This window comes from Dyella terrae (genome assembly GCF_004322705.1).
Classification (GTDB): Bacteria; Pseudomonadota; Gammaproteobacteria; order Xanthomonadales; family Rhodanobacteraceae; genus Dyella_D; species Dyella_D terrae.
The window spans coordinates 585,824-611,954 of the sequence record NZ_SIZZ01000001.1 but is presented as its reverse complement, the minus strand read 5'-3'; the positions used below and the strand labels follow the sequence as shown (position 1 = coordinate 611,954).

Annotated in this window: 27 protein-coding genes; all 27 read right to left on the bottom strand. The window is 64.0% G+C overall.

Annotation, left to right across the window (positions count from 1 at the left end; all coding sequences use genetic code 11):
• Positions 1-9 precede the first annotated feature (9 nt).
• The 27 genes from nuoL to EYV96_RS02845 all read right to left on the bottom strand — a co-directional run bounded on the left by nuoL (position 10) and on the right by EYV96_RS02845 (position 26,065).
• Complete coding sequence (gene nuoL, locus EYV96_RS02975) at positions 10-2,061, bottom strand: NADH-quinone oxidoreductase subunit L (RefSeq protein ID WP_131150016.1); 2,052 nt, start codon at positions 2,059-2,061, stop codon at positions 10-12.
• 4 nt (positions 2,062-2,065) lie between these two features.
• Positions 2,066-2,371, bottom strand: a complete 306-nt coding sequence (gene nuoK, locus EYV96_RS02970; RefSeq protein ID WP_131150015.1) for an NADH-quinone oxidoreductase subunit NuoK — start codon at positions 2,369-2,371, stop codon at positions 2,066-2,068.
• The gene (locus EYV96_RS02965) at positions 2,368-3,021 is read right to left on the bottom strand and encodes an NADH-quinone oxidoreductase subunit J (protein ID WP_165488658.1); all 654 of its coding nucleotides are present in this window, start codon (positions 3,019-3,021) and stop codon (positions 2,368-2,370) included. The genes nuoK and EYV96_RS02965 overlap by 4 nt, the downstream gene beginning before the upstream one ends.
• A 13-nt stretch (positions 3,022-3,034) precedes the next feature.
• Positions 3,035-3,526: an NADH-quinone oxidoreductase subunit NuoI gene (nuoI, locus tag EYV96_RS02960; RefSeq protein ID WP_131150013.1), complete on the bottom strand. Its 492-nt coding sequence runs from the start codon at positions 3,524-3,526 to the stop codon at positions 3,035-3,037.
• A gap of 7 nt (positions 3,527-3,533) precedes the next feature.
• Positions 3,534-4,562 carry an NADH-quinone oxidoreductase subunit NuoH gene (gene nuoH / locus EYV96_RS02955; protein WP_131150012.1) on the bottom strand — a complete coding sequence of 343 codons (1,029 nt, stop codon included), beginning with the start codon at positions 4,560-4,562 and terminating at the stop codon, positions 3,534-3,536.
• 4 nt (positions 4,563-4,566) lie between these two features.
• Positions 4,567-6,894, bottom strand: coding sequence for an NADH-quinone oxidoreductase subunit NuoG (nuoG, locus tag EYV96_RS02950; RefSeq protein WP_131150011.1), 2,328 nt, complete (start codon positions 6,892-6,894; stop codon positions 4,567-4,569).
• Complete coding sequence (nuoF, locus tag EYV96_RS02945) at positions 6,891-8,201, bottom strand: NADH-quinone oxidoreductase subunit NuoF (protein ID WP_131150010.1); 1,311 nt, start codon at positions 8,199-8,201, stop codon at positions 6,891-6,893. The genes nuoG and nuoF overlap by 4 nt, the downstream gene beginning before the upstream one ends.
• 12 nt (positions 8,202-8,213) lie before the next feature.
• On the bottom strand, positions 8,214-8,741 hold the full coding sequence (gene nuoE, locus EYV96_RS02940) for an NADH-quinone oxidoreductase subunit NuoE (protein WP_131150009.1): 528 nt from the start codon (positions 8,739-8,741) through the stop codon (positions 8,214-8,216).
• Between the two features lie 19 nt (positions 8,742-8,760).
• Positions 8,761-10,014 (bottom strand): NADH-quinone oxidoreductase subunit D, encoded by a 1,254-nt coding sequence (locus EYV96_RS02935; RefSeq protein ID WP_131150008.1) that lies wholly within the window; start codon positions 10,012-10,014, stop codon positions 8,761-8,763.
• Between the two features lie 2 nt (positions 10,015-10,016).
• Positions 10,017-10,745, bottom strand: coding sequence for an NADH-quinone oxidoreductase subunit C (locus EYV96_RS02930; protein ID WP_131150007.1), 729 nt, complete (start codon positions 10,743-10,745; stop codon positions 10,017-10,019).
• A gap of 11 nt (positions 10,746-10,756) precedes the next feature.
• Complete coding sequence (locus EYV96_RS02925) at positions 10,757-11,314, bottom strand: NuoB/complex I 20 kDa subunit family protein (RefSeq protein WP_131150006.1); 558 nt, start codon at positions 11,312-11,314, stop codon at positions 10,757-10,759.
• Complete coding sequence (locus EYV96_RS02920; protein ID WP_131151469.1) at positions 11,305-11,661, bottom strand: NADH-quinone oxidoreductase subunit A; 357 nt, start codon at positions 11,659-11,661, stop codon at positions 11,305-11,307. The genes EYV96_RS02925 and EYV96_RS02920 overlap by 10 nt, the downstream gene beginning before the upstream one ends.
• 379 nt (positions 11,662-12,040) lie before the next feature.
• Positions 12,041-12,397, bottom strand: coding sequence for a PilZ domain-containing protein (locus EYV96_RS02915; RefSeq protein WP_131150005.1), 357 nt, complete (start codon positions 12,395-12,397; stop codon positions 12,041-12,043).
• Between the two features lie 159 nt (positions 12,398-12,556).
• Positions 12,557-13,480, bottom strand: coding sequence for a PIG-L deacetylase family protein (locus EYV96_RS02910; RefSeq protein WP_165488565.1), 924 nt, complete (start codon positions 13,478-13,480; stop codon positions 12,557-12,559).
• Complete coding sequence (locus tag EYV96_RS02905) at positions 13,471-15,126, bottom strand: ArnT family glycosyltransferase (protein WP_131150003.1); 1,656 nt, start codon at positions 15,124-15,126, stop codon at positions 13,471-13,473. The genes EYV96_RS02910 and EYV96_RS02905 overlap by 10 nt, the downstream gene beginning before the upstream one ends.
• Positions 15,127-15,194: 68 nt before the next feature.
• Positions 15,195-16,130, bottom strand: a complete 936-nt coding sequence (gene holB, locus EYV96_RS02900) for a DNA polymerase III subunit delta' (RefSeq protein ID WP_131150002.1) — start codon at positions 16,128-16,130, stop codon at positions 15,195-15,197.
• Positions 16,127-16,765, bottom strand: coding sequence for a dTMP kinase (gene tmk / locus EYV96_RS02895; protein WP_131150001.1), 639 nt, complete (start codon positions 16,763-16,765; stop codon positions 16,127-16,129). The genes holB and tmk overlap by 4 nt, the downstream gene beginning before the upstream one ends.
• Complete coding sequence (mltG, locus tag EYV96_RS02890) at positions 16,762-17,799, bottom strand: endolytic transglycosylase MltG (RefSeq protein WP_131150000.1); 1,038 nt, start codon at positions 17,797-17,799, stop codon at positions 16,762-16,764. Before mltG ends, tmk begins: the two co-directional genes overlap by 4 nt.
• On the bottom strand, positions 17,796-18,620 hold the full coding sequence (pabC, locus tag EYV96_RS02885; RefSeq protein ID WP_131149999.1) for an aminodeoxychorismate lyase: 825 nt from the start codon (positions 18,618-18,620) through the stop codon (positions 17,796-17,798). The genes mltG and pabC overlap by 4 nt, the downstream gene beginning before the upstream one ends.
• Positions 18,620-19,969, bottom strand: coding sequence for an aminodeoxychorismate synthase component I (locus EYV96_RS02880; RefSeq protein ID WP_131149998.1), 1,350 nt, complete (start codon positions 19,967-19,969; stop codon positions 18,620-18,622). Before EYV96_RS02880 ends, pabC begins: the two co-directional genes overlap by 1 nt.
• Positions 19,970-19,976: 7 nt before the next feature.
• On the bottom strand, positions 19,977-21,215 hold the full coding sequence (gene fabF / locus EYV96_RS02875) for a beta-ketoacyl-ACP synthase II (RefSeq protein ID WP_131149997.1): 1,239 nt from the start codon (positions 21,213-21,215) through the stop codon (positions 19,977-19,979).
• 219 nt (positions 21,216-21,434) lie between these two features.
• Positions 21,435-21,674: an acyl carrier protein gene (acpP, locus tag EYV96_RS02870; protein ID WP_114823364.1), complete on the bottom strand. Its 240-nt coding sequence runs from the start codon at positions 21,672-21,674 to the stop codon at positions 21,435-21,437.
• A 378-nt stretch (positions 21,675-22,052) separates the two neighbouring features.
• Positions 22,053-22,796, bottom strand: coding sequence for a 3-oxoacyl-ACP reductase FabG (fabG, locus tag EYV96_RS02865; protein WP_131149996.1), 744 nt, complete (start codon positions 22,794-22,796; stop codon positions 22,053-22,055).
• 40 nt (positions 22,797-22,836) lie between these two features.
• Entirely contained in the window at positions 22,837-23,784 is a 948-nt protein-coding gene (gene fabD, locus EYV96_RS02860; RefSeq protein ID WP_131149995.1) for an ACP S-malonyltransferase, read from the bottom strand.
• Positions 23,785-24,235: 451 nt separating this feature from the next.
• The gene (locus EYV96_RS02855) at positions 24,236-25,210 is read right to left on the bottom strand and encodes a beta-ketoacyl-ACP synthase III (protein ID WP_131149994.1); all 975 of its coding nucleotides are present in this window, start codon (positions 25,208-25,210) and stop codon (positions 24,236-24,238) included.
• 159 nt (positions 25,211-25,369) lie between these two features.
• Positions 25,370-25,564 carry a 50S ribosomal protein L32 gene (gene rpmF / locus EYV96_RS02850; protein WP_131149993.1) on the bottom strand — a complete coding sequence of 65 codons (195 nt, stop codon included), beginning with the start codon at positions 25,562-25,564 and terminating at the stop codon, positions 25,370-25,372.
• A 21-nt stretch (positions 25,565-25,585) separates the two neighbouring features.
• Positions 25,586-26,065, bottom strand: coding sequence for a YceD family protein (locus EYV96_RS02845; RefSeq protein ID WP_131151468.1), 480 nt, complete (start codon positions 26,063-26,065; stop codon positions 25,586-25,588).
• Between the last annotated feature and the right edge of the window lie 66 nt (positions 26,066-26,131).

Here is a 26,131-nt window from a genome sequence, read left to right as displayed (position 1 = left end):
TGGGTTCCCTTATTGCCCGACCAGCCAGTACCCGCCAAGTAGCAGGATCAGGCCGAGAATCATCGCGAAGGCATAGTGATAGAGGTAGCCGGACTGCAGCGCGCGGAACATGCTCGCAATGCGCTTAACCAGCGACGCCGAGCCATTGACCATGGCACCGTCGATCACCGCGGCATCACCGCCCTTCCAGAACGCGCGGCCAAGCTTCACACCACCCTTGGCAAACACTGCGAAATAAACGTCGTCCACCCAGTACTTGCGGTCGAGGATCGTCCAGAGCGGCTTGAGGGCCGACTTGATGCGATCGGCCAGCGCCGGGTTGAACAGATAGATGTAGGTCTGGATGGCGAAGGCCGCCAGGACCAGGAAGAACGGCCACTGCGTAAAGCCGTGCAGCGCCATGGCAACGGCACCGTGGAACTCATGGGCCAGCTCACCGAGCACATTGTTCGACTCATGCACGGTAATCGCACTGCCGAACCAGCCGCCAAACAGCATCGGCTCGATCGCCAGGAAACCGATGATGACCGACGGAATCGCCAGCAGCACCAGCGGCAGCGTCACCACCCACGGCGATTCCTTCGGCGCGTGATGCAGCACGCCGGACTCATGGTGACCATGATCGTCGTGGTGATCGTCATGATGGTCATCGTGATGACCATGGCCGTGGCCGTGATCCGACACCACCGTGAAGCGCTCCTTGCCGTGGAACGTCAGGTACATCTGGCGGAAGGTGTACAGCGCGGTGACAAAGGCACCGGCCAGCACGCAGAAGTAAGCGTAGTTCGCACCCCAGCGATGGGACTCGCCCACGGCCTCGATGATGGCGTCCTTCGAGTAGAAGCCGGCGAAGAACGGCACGCCGCACAGGGCCAGCGAACCGATCCACATGGTGATCCAGGTCACCGGCATGTACTTGCGCAGGCCACCCATGTAGCGCATGTCCTGCTCATGGTGCATGGCGATGATGACCGAGCCGGCACCCAGGAACAGCAGGGCCTTGAAGAACGCATGGGTCATCAGGTGGAACACGGCACCGGCATAGGCGGACACGCCCAGGGCGACCGTCATGTAGCCGAGCTGCGACAGCGTCGAATAGGCGACCACGCGCTTGATGTCGTTCTGCACGATGCCGATCAGGCCGGTGAACAGGGCGCCGGTGGCACCGATGATCATCACGAAGCTCAGCGCGGACTCGGACAGTTCGAAGATCGGCGACATGCGCGCGACCATGAAGATGCCCGCGGTCACCATCGTCGCGGCGTGGATCAGTGCGGAGATCGGCGTCGGGCCTTCCATCGAGTCCGGCAGCCACACATGCAGCGGCACCTGCGCCGACTTACCCATGGCGCCGATGAACAGCAGGATGCTGATCACGGTCGCGGCATCCCAATGGGTGTTCGCGGTGATCTGCAGCGTGCGGCCGATCAGGCTGTCGGAATTGGAGAACGCCGTGGCGTAGTCCAGCGTGCCCAGGAAGTACAGGATCGCCGCAATACCCAGCAGGAAGCCAAAGTCGCCGACGCGGTTGACCAGGAATGCCTTGAGGTTGGCGAAGATCGCCGTCGGACGCTTGTACCAGAAGCCGATCAGCAGGTACGACACCAGGCCCACCGCCTCCCAGCCGAAGAACAGCTGCATGAAGTTGTTGCTCATGACGAGCATCAACATCGAGAAGGTGAAGAGCGAGATGTAGCTGAAGAAGCGCTGGTAGCCGTCGTCTTCGGCCATGTAGCCGATGGTGTAGATGTGCACCAGCAGCGACACGAAGGTGACCACCACCATCATCATGGCGGTGAGCTTGTCGACCAGGAAGCCGACGCTGGCGCTGAACTTGCCGATTTCGAACCAGGTGTAGATGTTCTGGTTATAGACCGGCACCGCGCCTGTGCAGAGCTGGTAAAGCACGTAGATCGACAGGGCGCAGGCGACGCCAACACCAAGGATGGTAGCGGTGTGTGCCCCTGCCCGGCCGATGAAGCGACCGAGGAAGCCGGCCAGCAAGCAGCCGACGAGTGGCGCCAGCGCGATGGTCAGCAGAATGGAAGTGGACATACCCATCGGCTCAACCCTTCATGCTGTCGATTTGGGCGATGTTGATCGTGCTGCGATTACGGAACAGCAACACGAGGATCGCCAGGCCGATAGCGGTTTCCGCCGCGGCCACAGTGAGAATGAAGAACACGAACACCTGGCCGGCCACGTCGCCGAGGAAGCGCGAGAAGGCCACGAAGTTGATGTTCACGGCCAGCAGCATCAGCTCGATCGACATCAGGAGGACGATGACGTTCTTGCGGTTGATGAACAAGCTGGCCACTGCGATGCAGAACAGCACCGCGCCAAGCACGATGAAGTGCGAAAGCGTGATCATGGCGTGGTCTCCTGATTCGGGGCCTGGCCGGCGACGTCAGCCGGTTGCTCGCTCGCCATCTTGACGAGGCGGACGCGATCGCTGGCCTGGACGCGGACCTGCTGGCTGGCGGCCTGATGACGCGCACCCTTGCGCTGACGCAGGGTCAGGGCGACGGCGGCGACGACACCGACCGTGAGGATCAGTGCGGCGATTTCGAACGGCAGCAGGAACTGGGTGTAAAGCGCATGACCCAGCCACTCGGTGTTGGAACCGGCCGACACGAGGGCCGGATCGGCGCCCATGACTTGGGAATGCATGGCACGCACGCCGATCATGGCAAGCATTTCGCCCAGCATGACCAGGGCGACGATGATGCCGACCGGCAGGTACTTGATGAACCCTTCGCGGACCTGCTCCTGCTTGATGTCGAGCATCATCACGACGAACAGGAACAGCACCATCACCGCACCGACGTACACGACGATCAGCGCAATGGCGAGGAACTCCGCTTCGGCCAGCATCCAGATGCAAGCAGTACTGAAGAAGGTCAGCACCAGCGAAAGCACGGCATGCACGGTGTTGCGCAGCGAAATCACGCCCAGCGCAGCGACCACCGTCACCGCGGCGAAGGCGTAGAAGCAAACGAGTTGGAACACAGACGGATCAATCACAGTTGTGTCCTCAGCGATACGCGGCGTCTTGAGTGCGGGCGGCAGCGATGTCCTGCTCGAAACGGTCGCCGATGGCGAGCAGCTGCGACTTGGTCACCACGTTTTCACCACGCTGTTCAAAGTGGTATTCGTGCACGTGCGTCTCGACGATGGAATCCACCGGGCAGCTTTCTTCGCAGAAGCCGCAGAAGATGCACTTGAACAGATCGATGTCGTAGCGCGTGGTACGGCGCTGGCCATCGCTCTCACGCGGGGCGGAGTCGATGGTGATCGCCAGTGCCGGGCACACGGCCTCGCACAGCTTGCATGCGATGCAACGTTCTTCGCCGTTGGCGTAGCGGCGCAGCGCATGCAGACCGCGGAAGCGGTTGGACTTGGGGATGTGCTCCATCGGGTAGCGCATCGTGTACTTCGGGCTGAACATGTAGCGCATGGTCAGACCCATGCCCTTCAGCAGCTCGATCAGGAGCAGGCTTTTGAAATAGTGCGTAACGCGTGACATGGTTTGCTCAGCCTCCCGTGCCGATGCTGACCCAGCCGAAATACTTCATGCAGCCGGCGACGAGGACCCAGACGATGGTGATGGGAATGAAGACCTTCCAGCCCAGACGCATGATCTGGTCATAGCGGTAACGCGGGAAGCTGGCGCGGAACCACAGGAACATGAAGGCGAAGGCGAAGGCCTTGACGAACAGCCACCAGAAGCTGCCCTGCCCCAGGAAACCCCAGGACGCCGGGAACGGCGAGAGCCAGCCACCGAGGAACAGGATCGCGGCCAGGAAGCTGACCAGGATCATGTTGGCGTATTCGGCCAGGAAGAAGATCGCGAAGGCCGAGCCCGAATACTCCACGTGGAAACCAGCGACGATTTCCGATTCGCCTTCGGCCACGTCGAACGGTGCGCGGTTGGTTTCGGCAACGCCCGAGATGAAGTAGATGACGAAGACCGGCAGCAGCGGCAGCCAGAACCAGTCGAAGATACCCTTGGCACCGGCCTGGGCATGCACGATCTCGGACAGGTTCAGCGAACCGGCGAGCACCAGCACGCAAACCAGGCACAGGCCCATGGCCAGCTCATACGAAATGACCTGCGCGGCCGAGCGCATCGCACCCAGCAGCGCGTAGCGCGAGTTCGATGCCCAGCCGGCGAGGATGATGCCGTACACGCCCAGCGAGGTCATCGCCAGCAGGTACAGCACGCCGGCGTTGACGTTCGCCAGCACCATCTTGTCGTTGAACGGGATCACGGCCCACGCGGCGAACGCCGGCACCAGGGCCAGCATCGGTGCCAGGTAATACAGGAACTTGTTCGCGTTGGTCGGAAGGATGACTTCCTTGATGAGCAGCTTCACCACGTCGGCGAAGGCCTGCAGCAAGCCCAGGGGACCGACCTTGTTCGGTCCCATGCGCACGTGCATCCAGCCGATGACCTTGCGCTCCCAGTACACGAACATCGCCACCGCGAGGATCACCGGAACGGCGATACACAGGATGTAGATGATCGGCCAGACGAGCTGGTTGAGGATCTGTTCGCCCATGTGCTTACGCCTTGCTCAGGGTGATGGCTGCGCCGTAAGGCGGCAGCGTGGCAGTGAGGTCGTGCGCGGCCTCGATCCACACCGCGCCATCGGGCACGGATGCATCGATGACCAGCGGCAGCGAGACGTTGGCAACACGCACCGAGGCGCCTTCGGCCAGACCCTGGCGCCCTGCCTCGTCCGCGTTCAGGCGCACGGCCGGAGCACGGTTGAGCGGGTGCGAGCTGAGTGCCGTGGCACGACGCAGCACGGCATCGGTACGGTAGATCGGCCACGTGGCGACGCGGGTCAGGCTAGCGACGTCGCCGCGGGCGGCCAGGCCGTCACGCACCGGTGCGTTGCGATCGGCGATGCCTTCGCGCAGACCGGACAGGTCATCGAACTCGAAACCGCCGAGCTTGAGCGCGCCGCCGAGGGCACGCAGGACCTTCCAACCCGGGCGCGCGTCGCCTGGTGCCTTCGAACCGGCCGCAACGCTCTGCGCCAGGCCATCGACGTTCACCAGGGTGCCGTCCATTTCCGGCAGCAGCGCGATCGGCAGGATCACGTCGGCCACTTCGCGCAGCGCAGCGCTGGCGAACGCGGTGAAAGCCACCACGCGCTCGGCAGCGTGCAGCGCCTTGATGGCGGCAGCACCGTCGGCGACGTCGTGCGGAATTTCCACGCCGTAAAGCAGGTAACCCTTGCGCGGCTGGGCCAGCATGGCCTGCGCGTCGAGGCCGCCATTGCCAGGGACTACGCCAACGCGAGCCAGGCCCAGCGCATTCGCGCCCACCGGAATCTCGTTGAAGCCAGCACCAGTCGCCTGCGCGATGAAGCGGGCGATGGCGCGCAGCCACGAAGCCTGCGGATGGGTGGCCGCCGCTTCGCCGAAGATCACGACCGCCTTGCCGTCCTTCAGCGTGGCAATGGCCTCTGCGTCACCCGCGTCAGCCGAAGCCGAACCGATGGCGTCAGCCAGCGCGCCCGGGGCCGAGGCACCGGCATCGACAGCGGCCTTGGCCAGGGCCAGCAGCGCGCCGACCATCGCCTGCGGTGCGACGACTTCTTGGCCGGCAAGCGCGTAGTTGAACGCGAAACGTGCCGGATTGACCGCGTAGACCTTGGCGCCCTTCTTGGTCGCCTGGTGCACGCGATGGTTGAGCAGCGGCATTTCGTGGCGCAGGTCGGAACCGACCAGCAATGCCGACTTGACCTTGTCGACGTCCGCAACCGGCAGACCAAAGGTCTGGGCGACGGCGCCGTCGGCGAAATCAAGCTGACGCAGGCGATGATCGATGTGTGCGCTGCCAAGGCCACGGGCAAGACGAACCAGCAGGTCGCCCTCTTCCGTGGTCGTGGCCGGATGCACCAGCACGCCGAGCTCATTACCCGGCGTGCGGGTCAGCGCTTCGCCGGCAACCGTCAACGCGTCTTCCCACGTCGTGGTCTGCCACTGGCCGTTGCGCTTGACCTGCGGGGCCGACACGCGATCAGCGGCGTACAAACCCTGGTGGCTGTAGCGATCACGATCCGACAGCCAGCACTCGTTGATCGACTCGTTGTCGCGCGGCACGGTACGCAGCACTTCGCCGCGGCGCGTATGCAGCCACAGGTTCGAGCCCAGCGCATCGTGGTAGGCGACGGACGGCTTGGCCACCAGCTCCCAGGCGCGCGCCTGGAACTGGAACGGCTTGTTGGTCAGGGCACCCACCGGGCAGACGTCGATGATGTTGCCCGACAGTTCCGTCTCGATGGTCTTGCCGATGTAGGTACCGATCTGCAGATTGTCGCCACGGCTCATGCCGCCGAGTTCGTACGTACCGGCGATTTCGCTGGTGAAACGGACGCAGCGCGTGCACTGGATGCAACGCGTCATCTCGGTGGCAACCAGCGGGCCGAGGTTCTCGTCGGCGATGGTGCGCTTGCGCTCGGTGTAACGCGACACGCTGCGGCCGTAGCCCAGGGCCACGTCCTGCAGTTCGCATTCGCCGCCCTGATCGCAGATCGGGCAGTCGAGCGGGTGGTTGATCAGCAGGAATTCCATCACGTCGCGCTGGAACTTCAGCGCGGTGTTGGTACGCGTCTGCACCTTCATGCCATCGGCCACCGGAGTGGCGCAGGCCGGCTGCGGCTTGGGCATGGGCTTGCCGCCCATTTCCACTTCCACCAGGCACATGCGGCAGTTGGCAGCGATCGGGAGCTTGCGGTGATAGCAGAAACGCGGGATGGCGACGCCGATGGCGTCAGCCGCCTCGATGATCATCGCACCCTTGCGGATCTGCGTCGGCTTGCCGTCGATCTCGATGTTGATCAGATCGGGGGCCGTGTGGTTGGCGGGCTGCGCACTCATGCGGCGGCTCCAAGCTTGTCGTCGACAATGGAGCGACCATTGACGATGTAGTACTCGAATTCATCCCAGAACTGGCGCAGGAAGCCCTGCACCGGCCACGCCGCGGCTTCACCGAAGGCGCAGATGGTGTGGCCTTCGATCTGGCCGGCAATGGCCTTCAGGCGATGGAGATCGTCCATGGTGCCCTGACCGTCCACGATGCGCGTCAGCACGCGGTGCATCCAGCCGGTGCCTTCACGGCACGGCGTGCACTGGCCGCAGGATTCCTTGTGGAAGAACTGCGAGATGCGACGGGTGAAGCGCACGGTGCAGACGGTGTCATCCAGCACCACGATGGCGCCCGAACCCAGACCTGTCTTGAGATCGCGCAGGGTGTCGTAATCAAACGGCAGCCCCTTGAGCTGTTCGGCGCGCAACACCGGCATGGACACGCCACCGGGAATCGCGCCCTTCAGCGTACGACCCGGACGCAGGCCACCGGCCATTTCCAGCAGTTCGTCGAAAGTGGTGCCGAGCGGCACTTCGAAGTTGCCGCCCTTCTGCACGCAGCCGGAGACCGAGAAGATCTTCGGGCCACCGTTCTTGGTCTTGCTCTGTGCCAGGAACCAGTCCGCACCCTTGCGCAGGATGGCCGGCACCGAGGCGTAGGTTTCGGTGTTGTTGATGGTCGACGGCTTGCCGTACAGGCCGAAATTGGCCGGGAACGGCGGCTTGAAGCGCGGCTGGCCCTTCTTGCCTTCCAGCGATTCCATGAGCGCGGTTTCTTCGCCACAGATGTAGGCACCGGCGCCCAGGGCGCCATAGATGTCGACATCAAGGCCGGTGCCCTGAATGTTCTTGCCCAGCAGGCCGGCGGCATAGGCTTCCTTGAGCGCTTCTTCGAAATGTTCGAAGGGCTCATGGTGGAACTCGCCACGCAGGTAGTTGTAGGCGACGGTCGAGCCGGTGCAGTAGCACGCGATGGCCATGCCTTCAATCACCGCATGGGGATTGAAGCGCAGGATGTCGCGGTCCTTGCAGGTACCGGGCTCCGATTCATCGGAGTTGCAGAGGATGTACTTCTGCATGTTGCCCTTGGGCATGAAGGACCACTTCAGACCCGTCGGGAAGCCCGCGCCGCCACGGCCGCGCAGGTTGCTCTTCTTGAGCTCTTCGATAAGCGTGTTCGGATCGGGCTTCTCGGCGAGGATTTTCTTCCACGCTTCGTAGCCACCGACCTGGGTGTAGCTGTCCATCGCCCACGGCTTGTCGAAATGCAGCGTGGTGTAGACGACCTGATGTTCCTGGGGTGCCGGACCGTATGCCATGACGCCCTGCCCTTACTTGAGACCGTCGAGGATCTCGTCGACCTTTTCGGTCGTGAGACGCTCGTGGTAATGACCATTCACCGTCATCGCCGGCGCGCAGGCGCAGGCAGCGATGCATTCTTCTTCGCGCTTGAGATAGACGCGGCCATCGGCGGTGCTTTCGCCCAGCTTGATGCCCAGCTTCTTCTCGCAGTGCTTGACCAGATCTTCCGCACCGTTCAGCCAGCACGAGATGTTCGTGCAGATGGCGACGTTGTTGCGGCCGACCGGCTTGGTTTCGAGCATCGAATAGAAGCTCGCCACCTCGTAGGCCCACACGGCCGGGATGTCCAGGTACTTGGCGACGGCGGTGATCAGCTCGTCGGTCAGGAAGCCCTGGTTCTGTTCCTGCGCGGCGAACAGGCCCTGGATGACGGCCGAGCGCTTGCGGTCAGGCGGAAAACGCGCAACCCACTCATCGATGTGATGGCGGGTGTGCTCGTTGAGGACGGCGAGCGGGTCGACGTTCTTGACCTGCTCGTAATTTCCGGTGGCTTTCATTGCGTATGCTCCCGTCGGCTCAGCGATCGACTTCGCCGAACACGAGGTCATAGGTGCCGATCATCGCCACCACGTCAGCCAGCATGTGGCCGCGCACGATGGGATCGATCGACGACAGGTGGGCGAAGCCCGGCGCGCGAAGGTGCACGCGGAACGGCTTGTTGGCGCCATCGGAAACCAGATAGCAACCGAACTCGCCCTTGGGTGCCTCGACGGCGCAGTACGTCTCGCCGGCCGGCACACCGTAGCCTTCGGTGAACAGCTTGAAGTGATGGATCAGGGCTTCCATGTCCTCCTTCATGGCCTCGCGCTTGGGCGGCGCGACCTTGAAGTTTTCCACCATCACCGGACCCGGGTTGGCCCGCAGCCACTTCACGCACTGCTGGATGATGCGGTTGGACTGGCGCATCTCTTCGACGCGCACCAGGTAACGGTCGTAGCAGTCGCCGTTGACGCCCACCGGGATGTCGAAATCCATCTCGGCGTACTTGGCGTATGGCTGCTTCTTGCGCAAATCCCAGGCCAGGCCCGAACCGCGCAGCATCGCGCCGGTCATGCCCCACTGCTGCGCCAGCTCCGGCGAGATCACGCCAATGCCGACCGTACGCTGCTTCCAGATGCGGTTATTGGTGAGCAGCTCCTCGTACTCATCCACCTTCGACGGGAAGTCGGCGGTGAAGGCTTCGAGGTAATCGAGCATGGAACCCTCACGCCACGCATTGAGGCGCTTGAGGTCGTTGCCCTTGTGCCAGGGCGACTCACGGTACTGGGACATCTTGCCCGGCAGGTCGCGGTACACGCCGCCCGGACGGTAGTAGGTGGCGTGCATGCGCGCGCCCGACACCGCCTCGTAGACGTCCATGAGCTCTTCGCGCTCACGGAAGGCGTACAGGAACACCGCCATGGCACCGAGATCGAGCGCGTTGGAACCGATCCACATGAGGTGGTTCAGGATGCGGGTGATCTCGTCGAACATGGTGCGGATGTACTGCGCACGCTCCGGCGCCTCGATCCCCATCAGGGTTTCGATCGCGCGCACGTAAGCGTGCTCGTTGCACATCATGGATACGTAATCCAGGCGATCCATGTAGCCGATCGACTGGTTGAACGGCTTGGCTTCGGCCAGCTTCTCGGTACCACGGTGCAGCAGGCCCACGTGCGGATCGGCACGGACGATGGTCTCGCCGTCCATTTCCAGCACCAGGCGCAGCACGCCGTGCGCAGCCGGATGCTGCGGGCCGAAGTTCATCGTGTAATTGCGGATCTCTTGCATGATCAGTTGTTCCGCCAGTTATCGGCCGCTTCGGCCTTCGCCTGCAGCAGGTCGGCGTCGTCACGGATGACGCGCGGCACCAGCACGCGCGGCTCGATCGACACGGGTTCGTACACCACGCGCTTCTGCTCGGGGTCGTAGCGCACTTCGACGTTGCCGATCAGCGGGAAGTCCTTGCGGAACGGATGGCCGACGAAACCGTAATCGGTCAGCAGGCGGCGCAGGTCCGGATGGCCCTCGTAGATGATGCCGTACAGGTCGAACGCTTCACGCTCGAACCAGTTGGCGCCAGCCCACACGCCCGTCAGCGAGGGCACCACCGGCAGCGAGTCGTCTTCGCAGAACACGCGCAGGCGAATGCGCTGGTTGTTCTCGAGCGACAGCAGGTGGACCACGGAAGCAAAGCGGCGCGGCTGGTCGACGTCACGCGGGCGATTGGCCCAGGTGAAACGCCCCATGGCCTCGCCTTCCACACCGCGTGAGAAGCCGGTACCGGATACGGACTCGGTATCCCATTCGGTCTGGCCGTAGCCGAGGTAGTCGACGCCGCAGATGTCGATGAAGACGCCAAAACGGAACGGCGCCTCGTCACGCAGCGCGGTAGCGACAGCGATCAGATCGGCAGCCGCCAGCTCGGCGGTGATTTCATTGCGAACAATGGAGAGCTTGAGCGTGTCGCCGAATCGCGCGGTGAGGCGCCCGGCCAGCGAGTTCGATTGCGTATCGGTCATGAGCGACGCCTTCAGGAACGCGCAATGGTGCTGGTGCGGCGGATCTTCTTCTGCAACTGCAGGATGCCGTGGATCAACGCTTCAGCCGTCGGCGGGCAGCCCGGCACGTAGATATCCACCGGCACGATGCGGTCGCAGCCGCGCACCACGGAGTACGAGTAGTGGTAATAGCCGCCGCCATTGGCGCAGCTACCCATGGAGATGACCCACTTCGGATCCGGCATCTGGTCGTAGACCTTGCGCAGCGCCGGGGCCATCTTGTTGACCAGGGTGCCGGCCACGATCATCACGTCAGACTGACGCGGGCTCGGGCGGAAGATCACGCCATAACGGTCAAGATCCAGACGCGCGGCGCCAGCGTGCATCATTTCCACGGCGCAGCAAGCGAGACCGAAGGTCATCGGCCACATCGAACCAGTACGCGCCCAGTTCATCAGGGCGTCGACGCTGGTGGTCACGAAACCGCGCTGGATGACGGGGTTGTCGCCAGCCGGACGAAGGATGTCGTCAACCAGGTTCAACGGCTGCGGGTTGTGCATCACCCGGTCAAGTGAGGAGATCACTCCCATTCCAGCGCTCCCTTCTTCCACACGTAGGCAAAACCGATCACCAAGAGCAGCAGGAACAGCGCCATTTCAATCAGCGCGATGATGCCGATCTTGTCGAAAACAACCGCCCACGGGAAAAGAAAGGCGATTTCCAGATCGAAGATGATGAAAAGAATGGCCAGCAGGTAATAGCGCACGTCGAAGCGCATGCGCGCGTCCTCGAACGCCTCGAAACCGCACTCGTACGGCGAGAGCTTTTCCGATTCGGGACGGCGGGGGCCGGCAAGAAGACCGATGATCAACAGCACCACACCGAGACCGGTGGCGACGCCGATGAACAGCAAGATGGGCCAATATTCGGCAAGCACGGTGTTTCGTACCTCCGCGCCGTCGAGGCGCATCAGTGACCGTTCGGGGAAACGGTCCGGCAACTAGGATCGGCAGGCCATCAGGCCATGGGCACCCGCCACGATCGCATGCGTTTTGTCGCCACGAACGTCCGACTTTCCGCGCTTCGTGCACGGCAATCGCGACATTGTATCAGTGCGCTTAACAACAACAAGCCTTGACGGCTATTTTGCAGGGCTGCGGCATTGATATTGCAGAATCAAAGCCCATGGCCGCGAGGCGTGCCCGAGCCCGCTCAGTGGCACGCCGCCCGACCTTTTCGCGCAGGGCGTGGCAAGGGGACGTCAACAGGGGTATCGAACCGTGATCGCGGTCACCGCTCGGGACCGCAGGCCGCCCTCACATCGTGTGGGTCGGACGCTCCGAACCGGCCATGCCGGCGAGAATGTTCTCAATGCGGGCACGCGCGACTTCGCCATCGGACGAATCGTTGAACTGCACGCCGATGCCGGCTGTACGGTTTCCCTGAGCCCCCACCGGGGTTACCCAGACCACTTTGCCGGCCACCGAAAGGCGCTCGCCCTCGTCGGCCAGGTTGACCAGCAGCACCACTTCGTCGCCCAGGGCATAGCTCTGCGCCGTCGGAGCAAACAGACCACCATGCTTCAGGAAGGGCATGTACGCGTTGTAAAGCGCGGGCGTGTCCTTGATCTTCAACGAAATAATGCCCTGGCGGGCGGGGATGGCCGGGTTCATGCCTGCTCCTGCGGACCTGCGAGCGGCCCTATGGGACGCATCCTAACTAGGCCTAGGCAAAGGCGTAAAGCGGCAGAAGCCACCGCGTGACATGGCGCAGATATCTCCCGGCCGCTCCGGCGATGACCGGGAACCGGGCCAGGCAATTCCTACCGACCGTCAGATTTCGGACCAACCCCAGCGGTCGAAGATCCAGGGCGACCGAAGGTCCATGTGCAGCTTGGCAAAGCGTGGCGATCCGGGGGGCGGTGGCGCCAGGTCGAGAACGACCCCGCCGCCCGGGGACGCCGTAACGGGGGCGGCCGAGCCGCGAAAGCTCCGTGCGCCGCCGGCATCGACAACCGTCAGGGTCAGCCACGGCTGGCGAATCGTCGCCAGCTGCCAGGGCAGGACCCTCGCCTCCCGACGCAGCGCTCGAATTTTCCGGAACTGCTCCGGGCGGTCCGCCAGTGCACGCATCCGTTCGCCACTGAGCGCCATCTGGCTGGCGTAGGCCTCCATGGCGGCCAGTTTCACCCCGTGCATGCGCAGGCCCGGGGTCAAGACGACCACCTCGCCCTCTCGGGGGTCGCGGCCATGCACGAGGTAGGTCAGGACCGCCGGGATGCTATCAGTCCAGTGCGCAAGTGCCAGGCGCATGAGGACATGGGCAGCGCCATGGTCCGGATGGCGATCACCCAGCGAAGGCATGGCCACGTGGGTGGGCTGGAACGTGCTCAGGCGCCCGGCGACGTGCTCGAGCAGGGCGTCAAGGTGAAACCGCAGCCACGCGGTGAGGCCCATGTCAGGCAACCCTAGTGGATGCAGGGCCTCCGGACGCACGCCAAGGGTCTTGAGCGCCTGCCCGACCTCGAGCCGCCGACGCCGCCCCCATCGCTCCCGTTCTGCCGGGCCAACCCAAAGGCGACGCTCAACCCAACGCTGCGGCCAGGGATTGTTGTCGCCATCGGTCAGCAAAAGAATCTCTACTTCACCGCCCGCCTGCTGGACGTGCTGGATCAGCTCGCCGGCCGAGATGGTTTCGTCATCAGGATGAGGCGCCACAACGAGCAGGCGCGTATGCGAACCGAAGGTCAATGGCATACGACCACCGCGGCCGGATGCCCGGCATCGGCAGGTGCCAGACTCACCGGACGCCATCCCCGTTGCCAGGCCCGTGTCCAGACCAGAGCCAGCGGACGGGTCACCTCGACACGAAGCTGATGGCGACCCGCCGCCAGCTTCCAGTGGTCGGACAGGGGAAGCCCGTCCATGGACGCCGGTACCGAACCGGACGCATCAACCAGGGTGTAATCCCCAGGCATGCCCACGACAATGTTCCGATCCATTCCCTGCCCCACGCACTGCCCCGCCATCCAGATATCGCCCTCGACGGGCAAGAAGTTCTTCCACACGAAGGCTTCGCTCGCGGGCGGCAGGCGCAGGTTGAAAACCAGCATGCTGCCCTCGCGAACCATGTCGCCGGCCACGCTGTCGTGCAGCAGCCCTTCGCGCATGCGGACCATGGCCAGACTTTCGATGATCGAAAAGTGGGCACGACGCCGAAAGATGGCATCGCCCTTCGGATCCATGACCGTATCCCCCTTATCAGTGTAGCGGAGCACCGTTCGCAATGCCTCGCGTTGCGGGGCCATGCGGTCGTGCCACGGCGGCTGTAACGCGAACAGGAACGCGCACTCGACCAGAACCGCCGTCACTGCCACGAAGCGGCGACGTGCAGGATGCCCATCGAGCCAGGGGACCTGCGCAAAGGCTGCACACAGGACCAGCATCAGCGGGGGTATCGCCGGCAGGAAGTCCTGCGCCGTCACCAGCGGCCAGACGAACCAGACAAGCAGCAGATATCCACTCGACTGAAGGAAAAGGAAGGCGGGTCCATCGAATCCTGGCGCGGCATCCGCGCGCAAGTAGCGCATCACCGCAAGCGTCAGCCCGGCGTAGATCATCAGCGCCAGCAGCAGCTTGGCCAGCGCATCCGTCTTGCTGACGCCGCCGACGTTGTAGGTCACCAGGGCATACCAGGCATTGCCCAGCAACCCGTGCCAGCCGAGCCAAAGGACGAACGCTCCGGGAACGATCATGAATCCAAGGAGCGCCGCTGCGGCATGACGCGCCCGGAACCTCACCGTGGAGGGCCTGACGGCAAGGCAAACCAGCAGTGCACTTACCGCGGACGTGGCAAGCAAGACCACCGTCTTCTGCGACACGGCGATGGCCACGCCCGCGCCGCATCCGAACAAGAACCACCGCCAGGCTCGCGAAGGCGCGCCCACCACCGCCGCCAGTGCGCACAACCACGCCGCAGCCCACATGTCGTCGGTTCGGAACTGGCCGCTGATGAGGAAGAAGCGCAGCTCGACCGCCGCCAGAAACATGCCGGCCCAGGCCAGGCCGGGTCCGAACATGCGACGCCCCATGCGCCACACAGCCCACAATGCCAAGGCATACCAGAGCTGCATCGCCAGACGCAGCCAGTACAGGACGTCCTCACGCTCGCCGATCAGACGCATGAGCCACGAGTTCAGCCAACTGAAAAGTGGCCCGTGGTTATCGAAGGTATCGCGATAAATCGTCCAGCCCTGCGTCCACGACCACGCCACGTGGGCATGCTGGGCTTCGTCGGAATTCAGCGGATAGGCGTCGAGCCACCACCAGCGCATCGCGGCCAGCAGCACGAGCCCGAAGACGGGCAACCATGGGAGGCGAAGCGAGGCGGCAAGCGAGCGCATCGCCGCAGGCTAGAAATCTCCACTGTCCCGTGGCTTTCCGCTGGCCTCGAACGCAGAGGCGATTCAGCTCAGCGCCAGCTGGCGAGCAACTCGAGCAACAGCAAGTCGCCACGCAGCGGCCCCCGCAAAGCATCGCGCGTGCGATTGGCGGCCAGGTACCAGTCGCCGAGCGCCTCGGTGTGCAAATTGCTGGACAAGGGACCGCTTCCGGCCGACGCACGAAGTCGCGATTCGTCAGCTACCGCCTGTGCGGCAAACCACAAGCGCTGAGCGGGCTCGTCATCCAGCCAGCGGCGCACCACTTCCATCGTTTCCCCGCGACCACCCGCCAGCGCAGCCAGGTCCTTGCGTACTTCCTGGCGGCGGGCGAGCGCACCTTCCCTGGACCAGTTGCGCGCCAGGCCCGGATTTCCGCCTGCCGCTTCAAGCGCCGCCCCGGGGTCCTTCACGCCTTCCGACTGAAGCCAGGCCAGTGCCTGCTCATGCGCCGGCAGATGGAACTCGATGCGCTGGGTACGACTGCGGATCGTCTGCGGCAAGCGCCAGGGCGCATCGGCCAGAAGGATCAGCATGGTGTTAGGTGACGGCTCTTCCAGCGTTTTGAGCAAGGCGTTGGCGGACGCTGCATTCATGGCGTCGGCCGGATCGATGATGGCGATCTGCCACCCTCCGAACTGACTGGCCATCGACAGGCGCGACGAGAGATCGCGGATCTGGTCGACGACGATCTCACCTCGCTGCACGCCATCCTTGCGAACGCCGAACGTAATGTTCACCACGTCAGGGTGCGTGCCCGCCGCGTAAAGCAAGCAGCTGCGGCACTGGCCGCAAGCGTCGCCCTGTTGCGGACGCTCGCAAAGCAGACCGCGCACGAAACGCTGCATGAAGTCCCGCTTGCCGAGGCCCTCAGGCCCGCAAAGCAACAGTGCGTGCGGGAGCGCACCACGCTCGCGCCGGGACTGCAGGCGCATCCAGTGCTCTTCATGCCACGGAGCAACGCTCACGCATGATCCTCCAGCAAATGCACAGTGCCATCGATAGCCTGCTGGAGCACCTGCTCCGGCGTCAGGCTGGCATCGATCACACGAAAGCGCGCGGCATCGGCGGCAGCGCGCGCCCGATACGTGCCGCGCACGCGCTCGAAGAACCCATCGGCCTCGACTTCGATGCGATCGGCGTCGCCACGACCGGCGGCACGCGCACGGCCCGTCGCCACGGGCAAATCCAGCAGCAAGGTCAGGTCTGGCCTGAGACCGTCGGTCGCCCACTGCTCCAGTTGCTCGATACGTTCGACAGGCTGCCCGCGGCCGCCACCCTGGTAAGCGTAGCTGGCATCGGTAAAGCGATCGCAGAGCACCCATCGCCCCGCGGCAAGCGCGGGCTCGATCACTTCGCGCACCAGCTGCGCGCGAGAGGCGAACATCAGAAGCAACTCGGCCTCGGCCGACATGTTCTTCAGCGCCGGATCAAGCACGATGGCGCGCGCCGCCTCGCCCAGCGGCGTACCACCCGGTTCACGCGTCAGCTGCAAGTCAATGCCCTGCCCTTCGAGAAACGCGCGCAGCCCATTGAGCAAGGTGCTTTTGCCGGCACCTTCGCCGCCTTCCAGGCTGATGAATTTTCCGCGCTTCTGGGTCATGGGCACCGCTTCAACTGATAACAGGCGACGTTGCGATTGTGTTCGTCCAGCGTACTGGAGAACACATGGCTGCCGTCGCCCCGGGCGACAAAATACAGCTCCTTGCCCTGAGCCGGGTGCAGCGCGGCCTCGATGGCCGGGCGGCCAGGCATGGCAATGGGCGTCGGCGGCAGGCCGGCGCGCGTATAGGTGTTGTAAGGCGTGTCGGTGGTGAGGTCGGCGCGACGGATATTGCCGGCGTAGCTTTCGCCCATGCCGTAGATCACCGTCGGGTCGGTCTGCAGCAGCATATGCAGCTGCAGCCGACGAATGAAGACACCGGCGATGCGCGGCCGCTCGTCGGCGCGCCCCGTTTCCTTCTCTACGATGGACGCCAGGATGAGCGCGTCGTAGGGCGTGGCCAGCGGAAGGTCCTTGTCGCGCTGTGCCCACAACACGTCGACGGTCTTGCTCATGGCCGCGTACGCACGACGCAGCACGTCAAGATCGCTGTCGCCCTTCACGTAGGCGTAGGTCTCCGGAAGAAAGCGTCCTTCGGGCGTTTCACCCGGGGCACCAAGCTTCGCCATGATGGCCGCATCGTCGAGTCCAGCGACGTCTTGTTTGAGCTTGTCCGCGCGCGCCAGCGCCTGGCGCACATCGCGGAAGCTCCAGCCATCGACGATGGTGAAGTTGCGCTGCAGAACCTTGCCTGCCGCCATGTTGTTGAGCATGTCACGCGGCGTCATCCCCGCGACGATGGCGTATTCGCCCGCATGCAGTTTGCCCGCGACGCGCATCTGCTCGGCCAGGGCACGCCAGTACAGCGGGTGATGCGCGTCGAGGCCTTGCTCGCGAAGTTGCCCGACCACGTCGCGCAGGCTGCTGCCCTTGCCCACGTCGATGCTCTGGCCGACCTGCGTTACGTGCAGCGGCGTGCGGCTGAAACGCGAAAAGTCCCACCAGCCGTAGGCCACCATGGCCGCCAGGGCCAGCAGGATGAGGACCGACAAGCCACGCCCAAAGGCGCGGCCATGCTTCTTGCGTGGACTCATGCGTGCTCCGTCGAATATCCCAACCCGCGCCAATGCGCCTGCAATGCGCGGGTGACCGGCCCGGGAACATACACGGTATTGCCCACGGCCTGAACAGGCACGATGCCCCGGACGCTGGAGCTGAGGAACACCTCACTGGCCCGTGCGAGCGCCATGAACGGCAGTTCGGCCTCGCGCGCATCCGGGCGCACAGAAAGTACTTCAGCCCGCGCCACACCGGCGACGCCGCAGCGCTCGATCGATGGCGTCACCAGGGCGCCGTCCAGCATCACAAACAGATTCGCCATGACTGTCGAAACCACCCGATCCTGCGCATCCATCATGACGCCATCGGCGAGGCCGGCATCGGTCCATTCATGGCGTGCAAGCACCTGTTCCAGGCGGTTGAGATGTTTGATGCCGGCAAGGAGGGGCTGTTCCGACCACCGTGTCTGGCAAACATGCAGACGCACGCCGTCGCGCCAGGTTTCCGCAGACAGCTTTGGCGCCGCAAACCCGGCGACGATGCGGGTCAAGCTGGCATTGGGCGCAAAGGCGTAACCGCGTTCACCGACGCCACGCGTCAAGGTGATTCGCACGACGGCGTCCGGCATGCCACCGCAGACCTGCAAGGCTTCCTGCAGAAGGATTTCTGGGTCGGGCTTCGTCAGGGCGAGTCGCTCGCAACCAAGCAGAAGACGCGCCATGTGGCGGGACCACAGCGGCGCCCGCCCCTCCATGAAGCGAATCGTTTCAAACAGACCGTCGCCGTAGCTGAGCCCGCGATCGAGCGCGGACACCCGGGTGTCCGCCTGCCCGTTCACCAGCACGCGAGGGGCCATCAGTCCCGCATCCCGAACGCCCGCAGCAGGCCGCGCGCCTTCGCCCGCGTTTCATCGAGCTCTTTCTCCGCAACGGAATCGGCCACGATGCCGGCGCCGGCGCGAAAACTGACCTTCGTGCCCGACTGCGTCAAGGTGCGGATGAGGATGTTCAGATCCAGATCGCCGGAGCGGTCGAGATAACCCAACGCACCGGTATAGGCACCCCGCGGCGCGTCTTCCAGCGCCGCAATGATCTCCATGCAACGCACCTTCGGGCACCCGGTAATGGTGCCACCAGGGAACGTCGCGGCAATCACCTGCCCCGGCGTGACGCCTGCGCGCAACTTGCCGCGGACGTTGGAGACGATGTGATGCACGTGCGCATAGCTTTCGATCACCATCAGCTCATCGACCTGCACCGTGCCCGGCACGCACACGCGTCCCAGGTCGTTGCGCTCCAGGTCGATCAGCATGACATGTTCGGCGCGTTCCTTCGGATGCGTCTGCAGCTCTCGGATGCGCGCCAACTCATCGTCGGATGCAACGCGCGGGCGCGTGCCGGCGATCGGTCGCGTTTGCGCGATGCCGCCACGCACTTCCACCAGGCGCTCCGGCGACGAGCTGACTACGGCCCAATCCGGCTGTTGCAACATGCCGGCGAAGGGCGCGGGATTGGCCTTGCGCAAGGCGGCATACAGCGACGCGGCGGCCGGTGCCTCGGCGAAATCGGCGTGCCATGCACGCGAGAGATTCACCTGGAAGATGTCTCCGGCGTGCAGGTGTTCGTGAATGCGTGCCACGCCATCGATAAACTGGCCCGGTTCGTCTTCGACGATGGCGCGCGGCGCTGGCAGCTCATCGACCTCTGCCGGCACGTCGAGATCCCGGACCATCTGATCCAGCAGATGCTCCTGGCCCGGCTCGGCGACAAGCACGGTTTCGTTGCGTTCGTGGTCGATGATGATGGCCGCCGGGCAACGCAGCGCCATCGCCACGGGAATGGCATCGGGTGCACGCAGGCGAAGGCGTGATTCGATCTCGCCGGCGAGCTCGTAGCTCAGCAGCAACACCCATCCGCCATGGAACGGCAGCGCGTCATCGTGTACGTGCGTGGTGCGCTCGGCCTGCCACAGGCGATCCAGCGCCTCGATGAAAGAAGGGCCATGCTCCGCCCCCTGATCGTCGATCAGGCGTCCGTCGGCCTGCAGCCAAAGACCCGACTGCGGAAACGCGAAAAGAAGATCGAAGCGCGCTTGCGGCGTCCCCCGAACCACGCTTTCCAGCAGGCAAGGATAGCGCTCCGGAAATGCAGCGGCCGGCGCGAGGAGATCGCGCCGGCCGCTCAGACGTCGAATGACGATACCCATCCGCCGCTCAGGCGCGACGGAAAGCGAGCGTACCGTTGGTGCCACCAAAGCCGAAGGAATTGGAGATCACCACGTCGAGCTTGGCGTCACGCGCGGCGTGCGGGACGAAGTCGAGGTCACAACCCTCGCTCGGGTTGTCCAGATTGATGGTCGGCGGCAGGACCTGGTCACGCAGCGCGAGGATCGAGAAGATCGCTTCGACACCGCCAGCGGCACCCAGCAGGTGGCCAGTGACCGACTTGGTCGAGCTCATTGCCAGCTTGTAAGCGTGGTCGCCGAAGACGCGCTTGGCGGCCATCACCTCACCCAGGTCACCCAGCGGCGTGGACGTGCCATGTGCGTTGACGTACTGCACGTCGGTCGGGTTGATACCGCCATCGCGCAATGCGTTTTCCATGCAGCGCGCCGCACCCTCACCGCCTTCGCTCGGGGCGGTAATGTGGTAAGCGTCGCCACTCATGCCGAAGCCAACAAGCTCCGCGTAGATCCTGGCGCCGCGCGCCTTGGCGTGTTCGTACTCTTCAAGCATCAGCACGCCAGCACCGTCGGACAGCACGAAGCCGTCGCGGTCCTTGTCCCACGGACGGCTCGCCTTGGTCGGCTCGTCGTTGCGGGTGGACATGGCCTTGGCCGAGCAGAAGCCCGCCATCGCCGTACCGGTGGTGGCGAACTCGGCGCCGCCGGCGATCATCGCGTCGGCATCGCCGTACTGGATCATGCGCGCGGCCAGGCCGATGTTGTGCGTAGCCGTGGTGCAGGCGGTGACGCAGGCGATGTTCGGGCCCTTGAGGCCGTACATGATCGACAGGTGACCGGAAACCATGTTGATGATCGAGCTGGGCACGAAGAACGGCGACACGCGACGCGGGCCCTTCTCATGCAGTTCGATCGAGGTGTGTTCGATGGTGTGCAGGCCGCCGATACCGGCAGCGACAGCCACGCCGATGCGCGGGGCATTGGCTTCGGTCACTTCCAGCCCGGAATCGCGCAGCGCTTGCGTGCCGGCCGCGATGCCGTAGTGGATGAAGGGATCCATCTTCTTGATGTCTTTCGGAGCAATCCATTGCGCCGGATCGAAATCGCGTACCTGGCCGGCAATGCGCGTGGCATAGCCCGTCGCGTCGAAATGGGTAACCTCGCCGATACCGCTGACGCCCTTGAGGATATTGTCCCAGGCGGTGGCGATATCGTTGCCGACCGGCGAAATAATGCCAAGTCCGGTTACAACCACACGTCGTTTGCTCATGCGAATCTTCCTTCGTGGTTCCGTTGTTCTGCCGCTCGGGCAGCGTCCCGCGTTACGCGGCGACGTCGTCCTGCCCACATGGCGTGCATCCGGCGCACCATACGGGATCGGACGTTGCAAAATGCAGAAACGAAAACTGCGCCAGAGTGGCGCAGCTTTCGATATCGCATCGTTGACGAACCGGGCAGCGCATGGCGCGCCAGGCCGCTACGAATACGATCACTCCTTGGTGTGGGCCTTGATGTAATCGACAGCCTGCTGCACCGTGGTGATCTTTTCCGCTTCTTCGTCCGGGATCTCGGTCTCGAACTCTTCTTCAAGAGCCATGACCAGCTCGACGGTGTCCAGCGAATCCGCGCCCAGATCGTCCACGAACGAAGCGTTCGCCGTGACTTCATCCTCCTTCACGCCCAGCTGCTCGATGACGATTTTCTTGACGCGCTCTTCGATGGTGCTCATGTTGCCAATACCTCCCAAGGACAAAATGCTGGCGGATTGTAGTGGCTTAGCCCTGAGGCCGCCATGGTCCGCCAACGTTGGTAAAGCGCAGGCCCTGGGGACCGGCGCGAAAGGCTAATTGTCGCCTAATTTTTTGCTGCTGGCGACAACCAGTGAAAAAAAGCCTGACGGCTTCGCCGGCGCTCCGCCCTGCCCGAGGCATGGCGATTCGCCCGGCTGAAAAAACCTTGTGGCGCATGAGCTTGGATCGTAAAGATCACCTCAAGTCCAGCGGCAAATTCAGCCTGAACCCGGGGAACCGGCCCGCGCCGGCACCACCGCGGCATCGGGTGAAGCCCGATGTTTCAAACGCTACGCGCCCGCATGGACGCGGCGGCGTCACGGCATGTACATGCCGCCATTGACGTGCAGCGTCTCACCGGTGATGTACGCGGCGGACGGCGAGGCCAGGAAGGACACCGCCTTGGCGATGTCCTGCGCCTCGCCGAGGCGGCCAAGGGCGATCTGGCCCATCAGCGCCTGCTTGGATTCTTCCGGCAGGGCACGCGTCATGTCGGTATCGATGAAACCGGGCGCCACCACGTTGACCGTGATGCCACGGCTGCCGATCTCGCGCGCCAGCGACTTGGAGAACGCGATGATGCCGGCCTTGGCCGCCGCATAGTTCGCCTGGCCCGGATTGCCGGTCAGGCCAATGACCGATGCGATGGAGATGATGCGGCCCTTGCGCGCCTTCATCATGCCGCGCATGACAGCCTTGGACGTGCGATAAACCGACGTCAGGTTGGTGTCGATAATCGCCTGCCAGTCCTCGTCGCGCATGCGCATCAACAGCTGGTCACGCGTGATGCCGGCATTGTTGACCAGGATCGACACCGCGCCGAACTCCTTGGCGATGCCTTCGATCAGACCGTCGACGGCACCCGGATCGGTGACATTGAGCACGCGACCATGACCGCCGTGGGGAGCGAGACGCTCGCCGATGGCAGCAGCGCCGGATTCACTCGTCGCGGTGCCAATGACGGTCGCGCCCTGGGCGGCGAGTTCGTCGGCGATCGCGGCGCCAATGCCGCGACTGGCGCCAGTGACAAGAGCGATTTCACCTTGCAGCGGAAGACTCATGGATATCGATTCCTGAAGCTGAAATTGGAAAAAGGACCGGTCAGACCCACTCGGAACGAGCGGATTCAAGCTCAGCCGGCGTACCGATGGCGCGGGCGTCCACGCTCTTGTCGATACGCTTGATCAGGCCAGCCAGCACCTTGCCCGGACCGCATTCGGCCACACGGGTGGCGCCGCCGGCAACGAGGGCCTGCACGCATTCGGTCCAGCGCACGGGCAGATAGAGCTGGCGCTGGAGCGCGCCCCGGATGTCATCAATGGACGCGTAGCTACGCGCTTCGGCGTTCTGGATCACCGGAATCGACGGCAGTTGCCACGAAAGCGCGGCCATGCGATCACCAAGCTTGTCGGCGGCATCGCGCATCAGTCCGCAATGCGACGGCACGGACACCGCCAGCTTGATGGCCTTCTTGACGCCAAGCTCAGCCAGACGCGCCAGCGCGCGATCGACGGCTTCGGCATTACCGGCAATCACCAGCTGGCCCGGCGAATTGAAGTTGGCGGGAGAGACGACCTGGCCCTGCGCGACTTCCTCGCACACGGCGGCAATCTGCGCATCGTCGCCACCCAGGATGGCCGCCATGGCACCGGTACCGGCAGGCACTGCCGCCTGCATCAGGCGACCGCGCTCCGCCACCAGTGCGGCGGCGTCATGCAACGAAATCGCACCCGCGCATACCAGCGCGCTGTACTCGCCCAGGCTGTGGCCGGCCAGCTGCGCCGGACGGGCGCCGCCGAGCTTCTCCCACACACGCCAGTTGGCCACGCTGGCGGCCAACAGAGCGGGCTGCGTGTTTTCGGTGCGATCGAGCTCTTCCTTGGGACCCTGCTGGCTCAGCGCCCACAGATCGATGCCAGCACCTTGCGATGCCTCGTCAAACGCTGCCTTCACTTCGCCATGGGCCTCTGCCAGCTCCGCCAGCATCCCCACGGACTGGGATCCCTGGCCGGGAAAAACAAAGGCGAGCGAGGCGACGTTCTGGGTCATGGAGGGCGTCAATGGATTGGCGAAAACGCGAATGGTGCCAGTAACTGCGACCGTACGCAGCTGTTTGGTCGTGAATTTGCTCGCATTGCGAGCTGTTTGGTCGCGCCTTTGGCGCTGTAAACGGTGAACGGTGAACAGAAAAAGCAGAGGGCCTCCGCCACCAAAGCACGCTGGGCGGGGTAAGAAAAAAGCCGGACATGCCGGCTTTTCCCTCTTAACTGTTTACCGTTCACAGGCGGCGCAGCCGACGCCTTCACCAATTAGTAACGCAAAAGCGCCGACGCCCAGGTTTGGTCGCGCCTGTGGCGCTGTAACCGAGGAACGGGGAACGGAGAAACGGGCTACGCCTATCGCCTTCATGTCCACACGGACAAGAAAAAAGCCGGACATGCCGGCTCTTCCCTCTTCACTGTTTACCGTTCACAGGCGGCGCAGCCGCCGCCTCCACCACTTAGTAACGCAGCAACGCCGACGCCCACGTAAAGCCACCACCAAACGCCTCGAGCAGCAGATTCTGCCCGCGCTTCACCTTGCCCGAACGCACCGCGTAGTCAAGGGCGAGCGGGACCGAACCGGCGGAGGTGTTGGCGTGCTGGTCGACGGTGACGATCACCTGTTCCATCGGCATGTTCAGGCGCTTGGCCGTCGCTTCGATGATGCGCAGGTTGGCCTGGTGCGGGATCAGCCAGTCGAGCTGGGACGCATCCATGCCAGCTGCCGAAAGGGTTTCTTCCACCAGCGAATCGAGCGTCTTGACGGCGACCTTGAACACTTCGCGGCCAGACATCTTCACGCGCACGCCGTGATTGGGCTCGTCGGTGAAGCCGACAGAAACGCCCACGGGGTTGTACAGCAGGTCCTTGAAGCCACCGTCGGCATGCAGGCAGGTGGCGTAGATGCCAGGCTCACTGGAGGCTTCCAGCACGACGGCGCCAGCGCCATCGCCGAACAGCACGCAGGTTTCGCGCTCGCTCCAGTCCAGCATGCGGGTCAGCGTTTCGGCACCGATGACCAGCACCTTCTTGGACTGACCGCTGCGGATGAACTTGTCGGCCACGCCCAGGGCGTAGACGAAGCCCGAGCAGGCGGCATTGACGTCAAACGCTGCGCAGCCGTTGGCACCCAGGCGGTGCTGCACCAGGCAGGCGGTGGACGGAAAAATGATGTCCGGCGTGGTGGTGCCCAGCACGATCAGATCGAGTTCGCTGGCCTTGACGCCAGCCGCCTCGAGGGCGCGCTGGGCGGCCATGAAGGAGAGGTCGCCGGTGGTCTGCCCTTCGGGGGCAACGTGGCGCTGGCGGATGCCGGTGCGGGTCTGGATCCACTCGTCGCTGGTATCGACGAACTTCTCCAGGTCAGCGTTGGTCAGGACGCGGTCGGGCAGCGCGCTGCCGGTACCGATGATGCGGGCGTAGATCGGGGCCATGGACTATCCATCAGTGAACGCACGCGGGTTGCATGCACGCGGCACCGTCCACGGACGGAACCGACACCAAGACCCGCAAAGTTACGTTCGTGAGCGCTGAAACGCAAAGCGGCGCGATAACGCGCCGCCATGCGGAACCGTATTCCCTAAGCGGGAAGCTCAGTCCTCTTCGACCACCGAGTTGTTGGTGTCGATGACCTTCTTGCCGCGGTAGTAGCCATCCTTGGTGACGTGGTGGCGCAGATGCACTTCGCCGCTGGTCGGATCGGTGGCCAGCTGCACGGTCTTCAGAGCATCGTGCGAACGACGCATGCCGCGGGTGGACGGGGTTTTGCGGCTCTTGGCAACGGCCATGGTGACTCTCCAGCTAAGCGATTATTTCTTGAGTTCGCGCAGAATCGCGAACGGGTTATCGGAACGAACCTCGCCACCAGATGACTCCCCCGGGGGCGATGCCACTACTTGGTCGGGCAACGTGCTGTCCGGATTGACCGGAACCAGCGGCAGCACCAACAGCAATTCATCTTCGATCACGTCCGCGAGGCTGAGCTTGCCATCGTCTGCGATGAGCAGGGGCTCGCTACCCGGCGGCAGGGCCGATTCCTCGCGTTCGTGCTTGATCAGGCCGAGTCGGCTGTCCACCGTCACCGGAAGCACGAAAGGCTCCAGGGTACGTTGGCAAATCAGCGAAAGCGGGGCCTGGACGCGAACGTCGAGGTATGCCGTGCCGAACTCGTCACGGCCGAAATCCAGCTCGTAACGGGCCTCGCCGTCAGTGTTCGCAAGGGCTCCACCAAGGCGCTCCAAGGCGGCAATGGGCAAGGCTCCCTCAAACGAACGCCGCGCCGAGACCATGCGCCAAGCGTCCACGGACTCTGGCAGTGTCACGGACATAATCGCGAAATCTTAGGTTTACAGTGA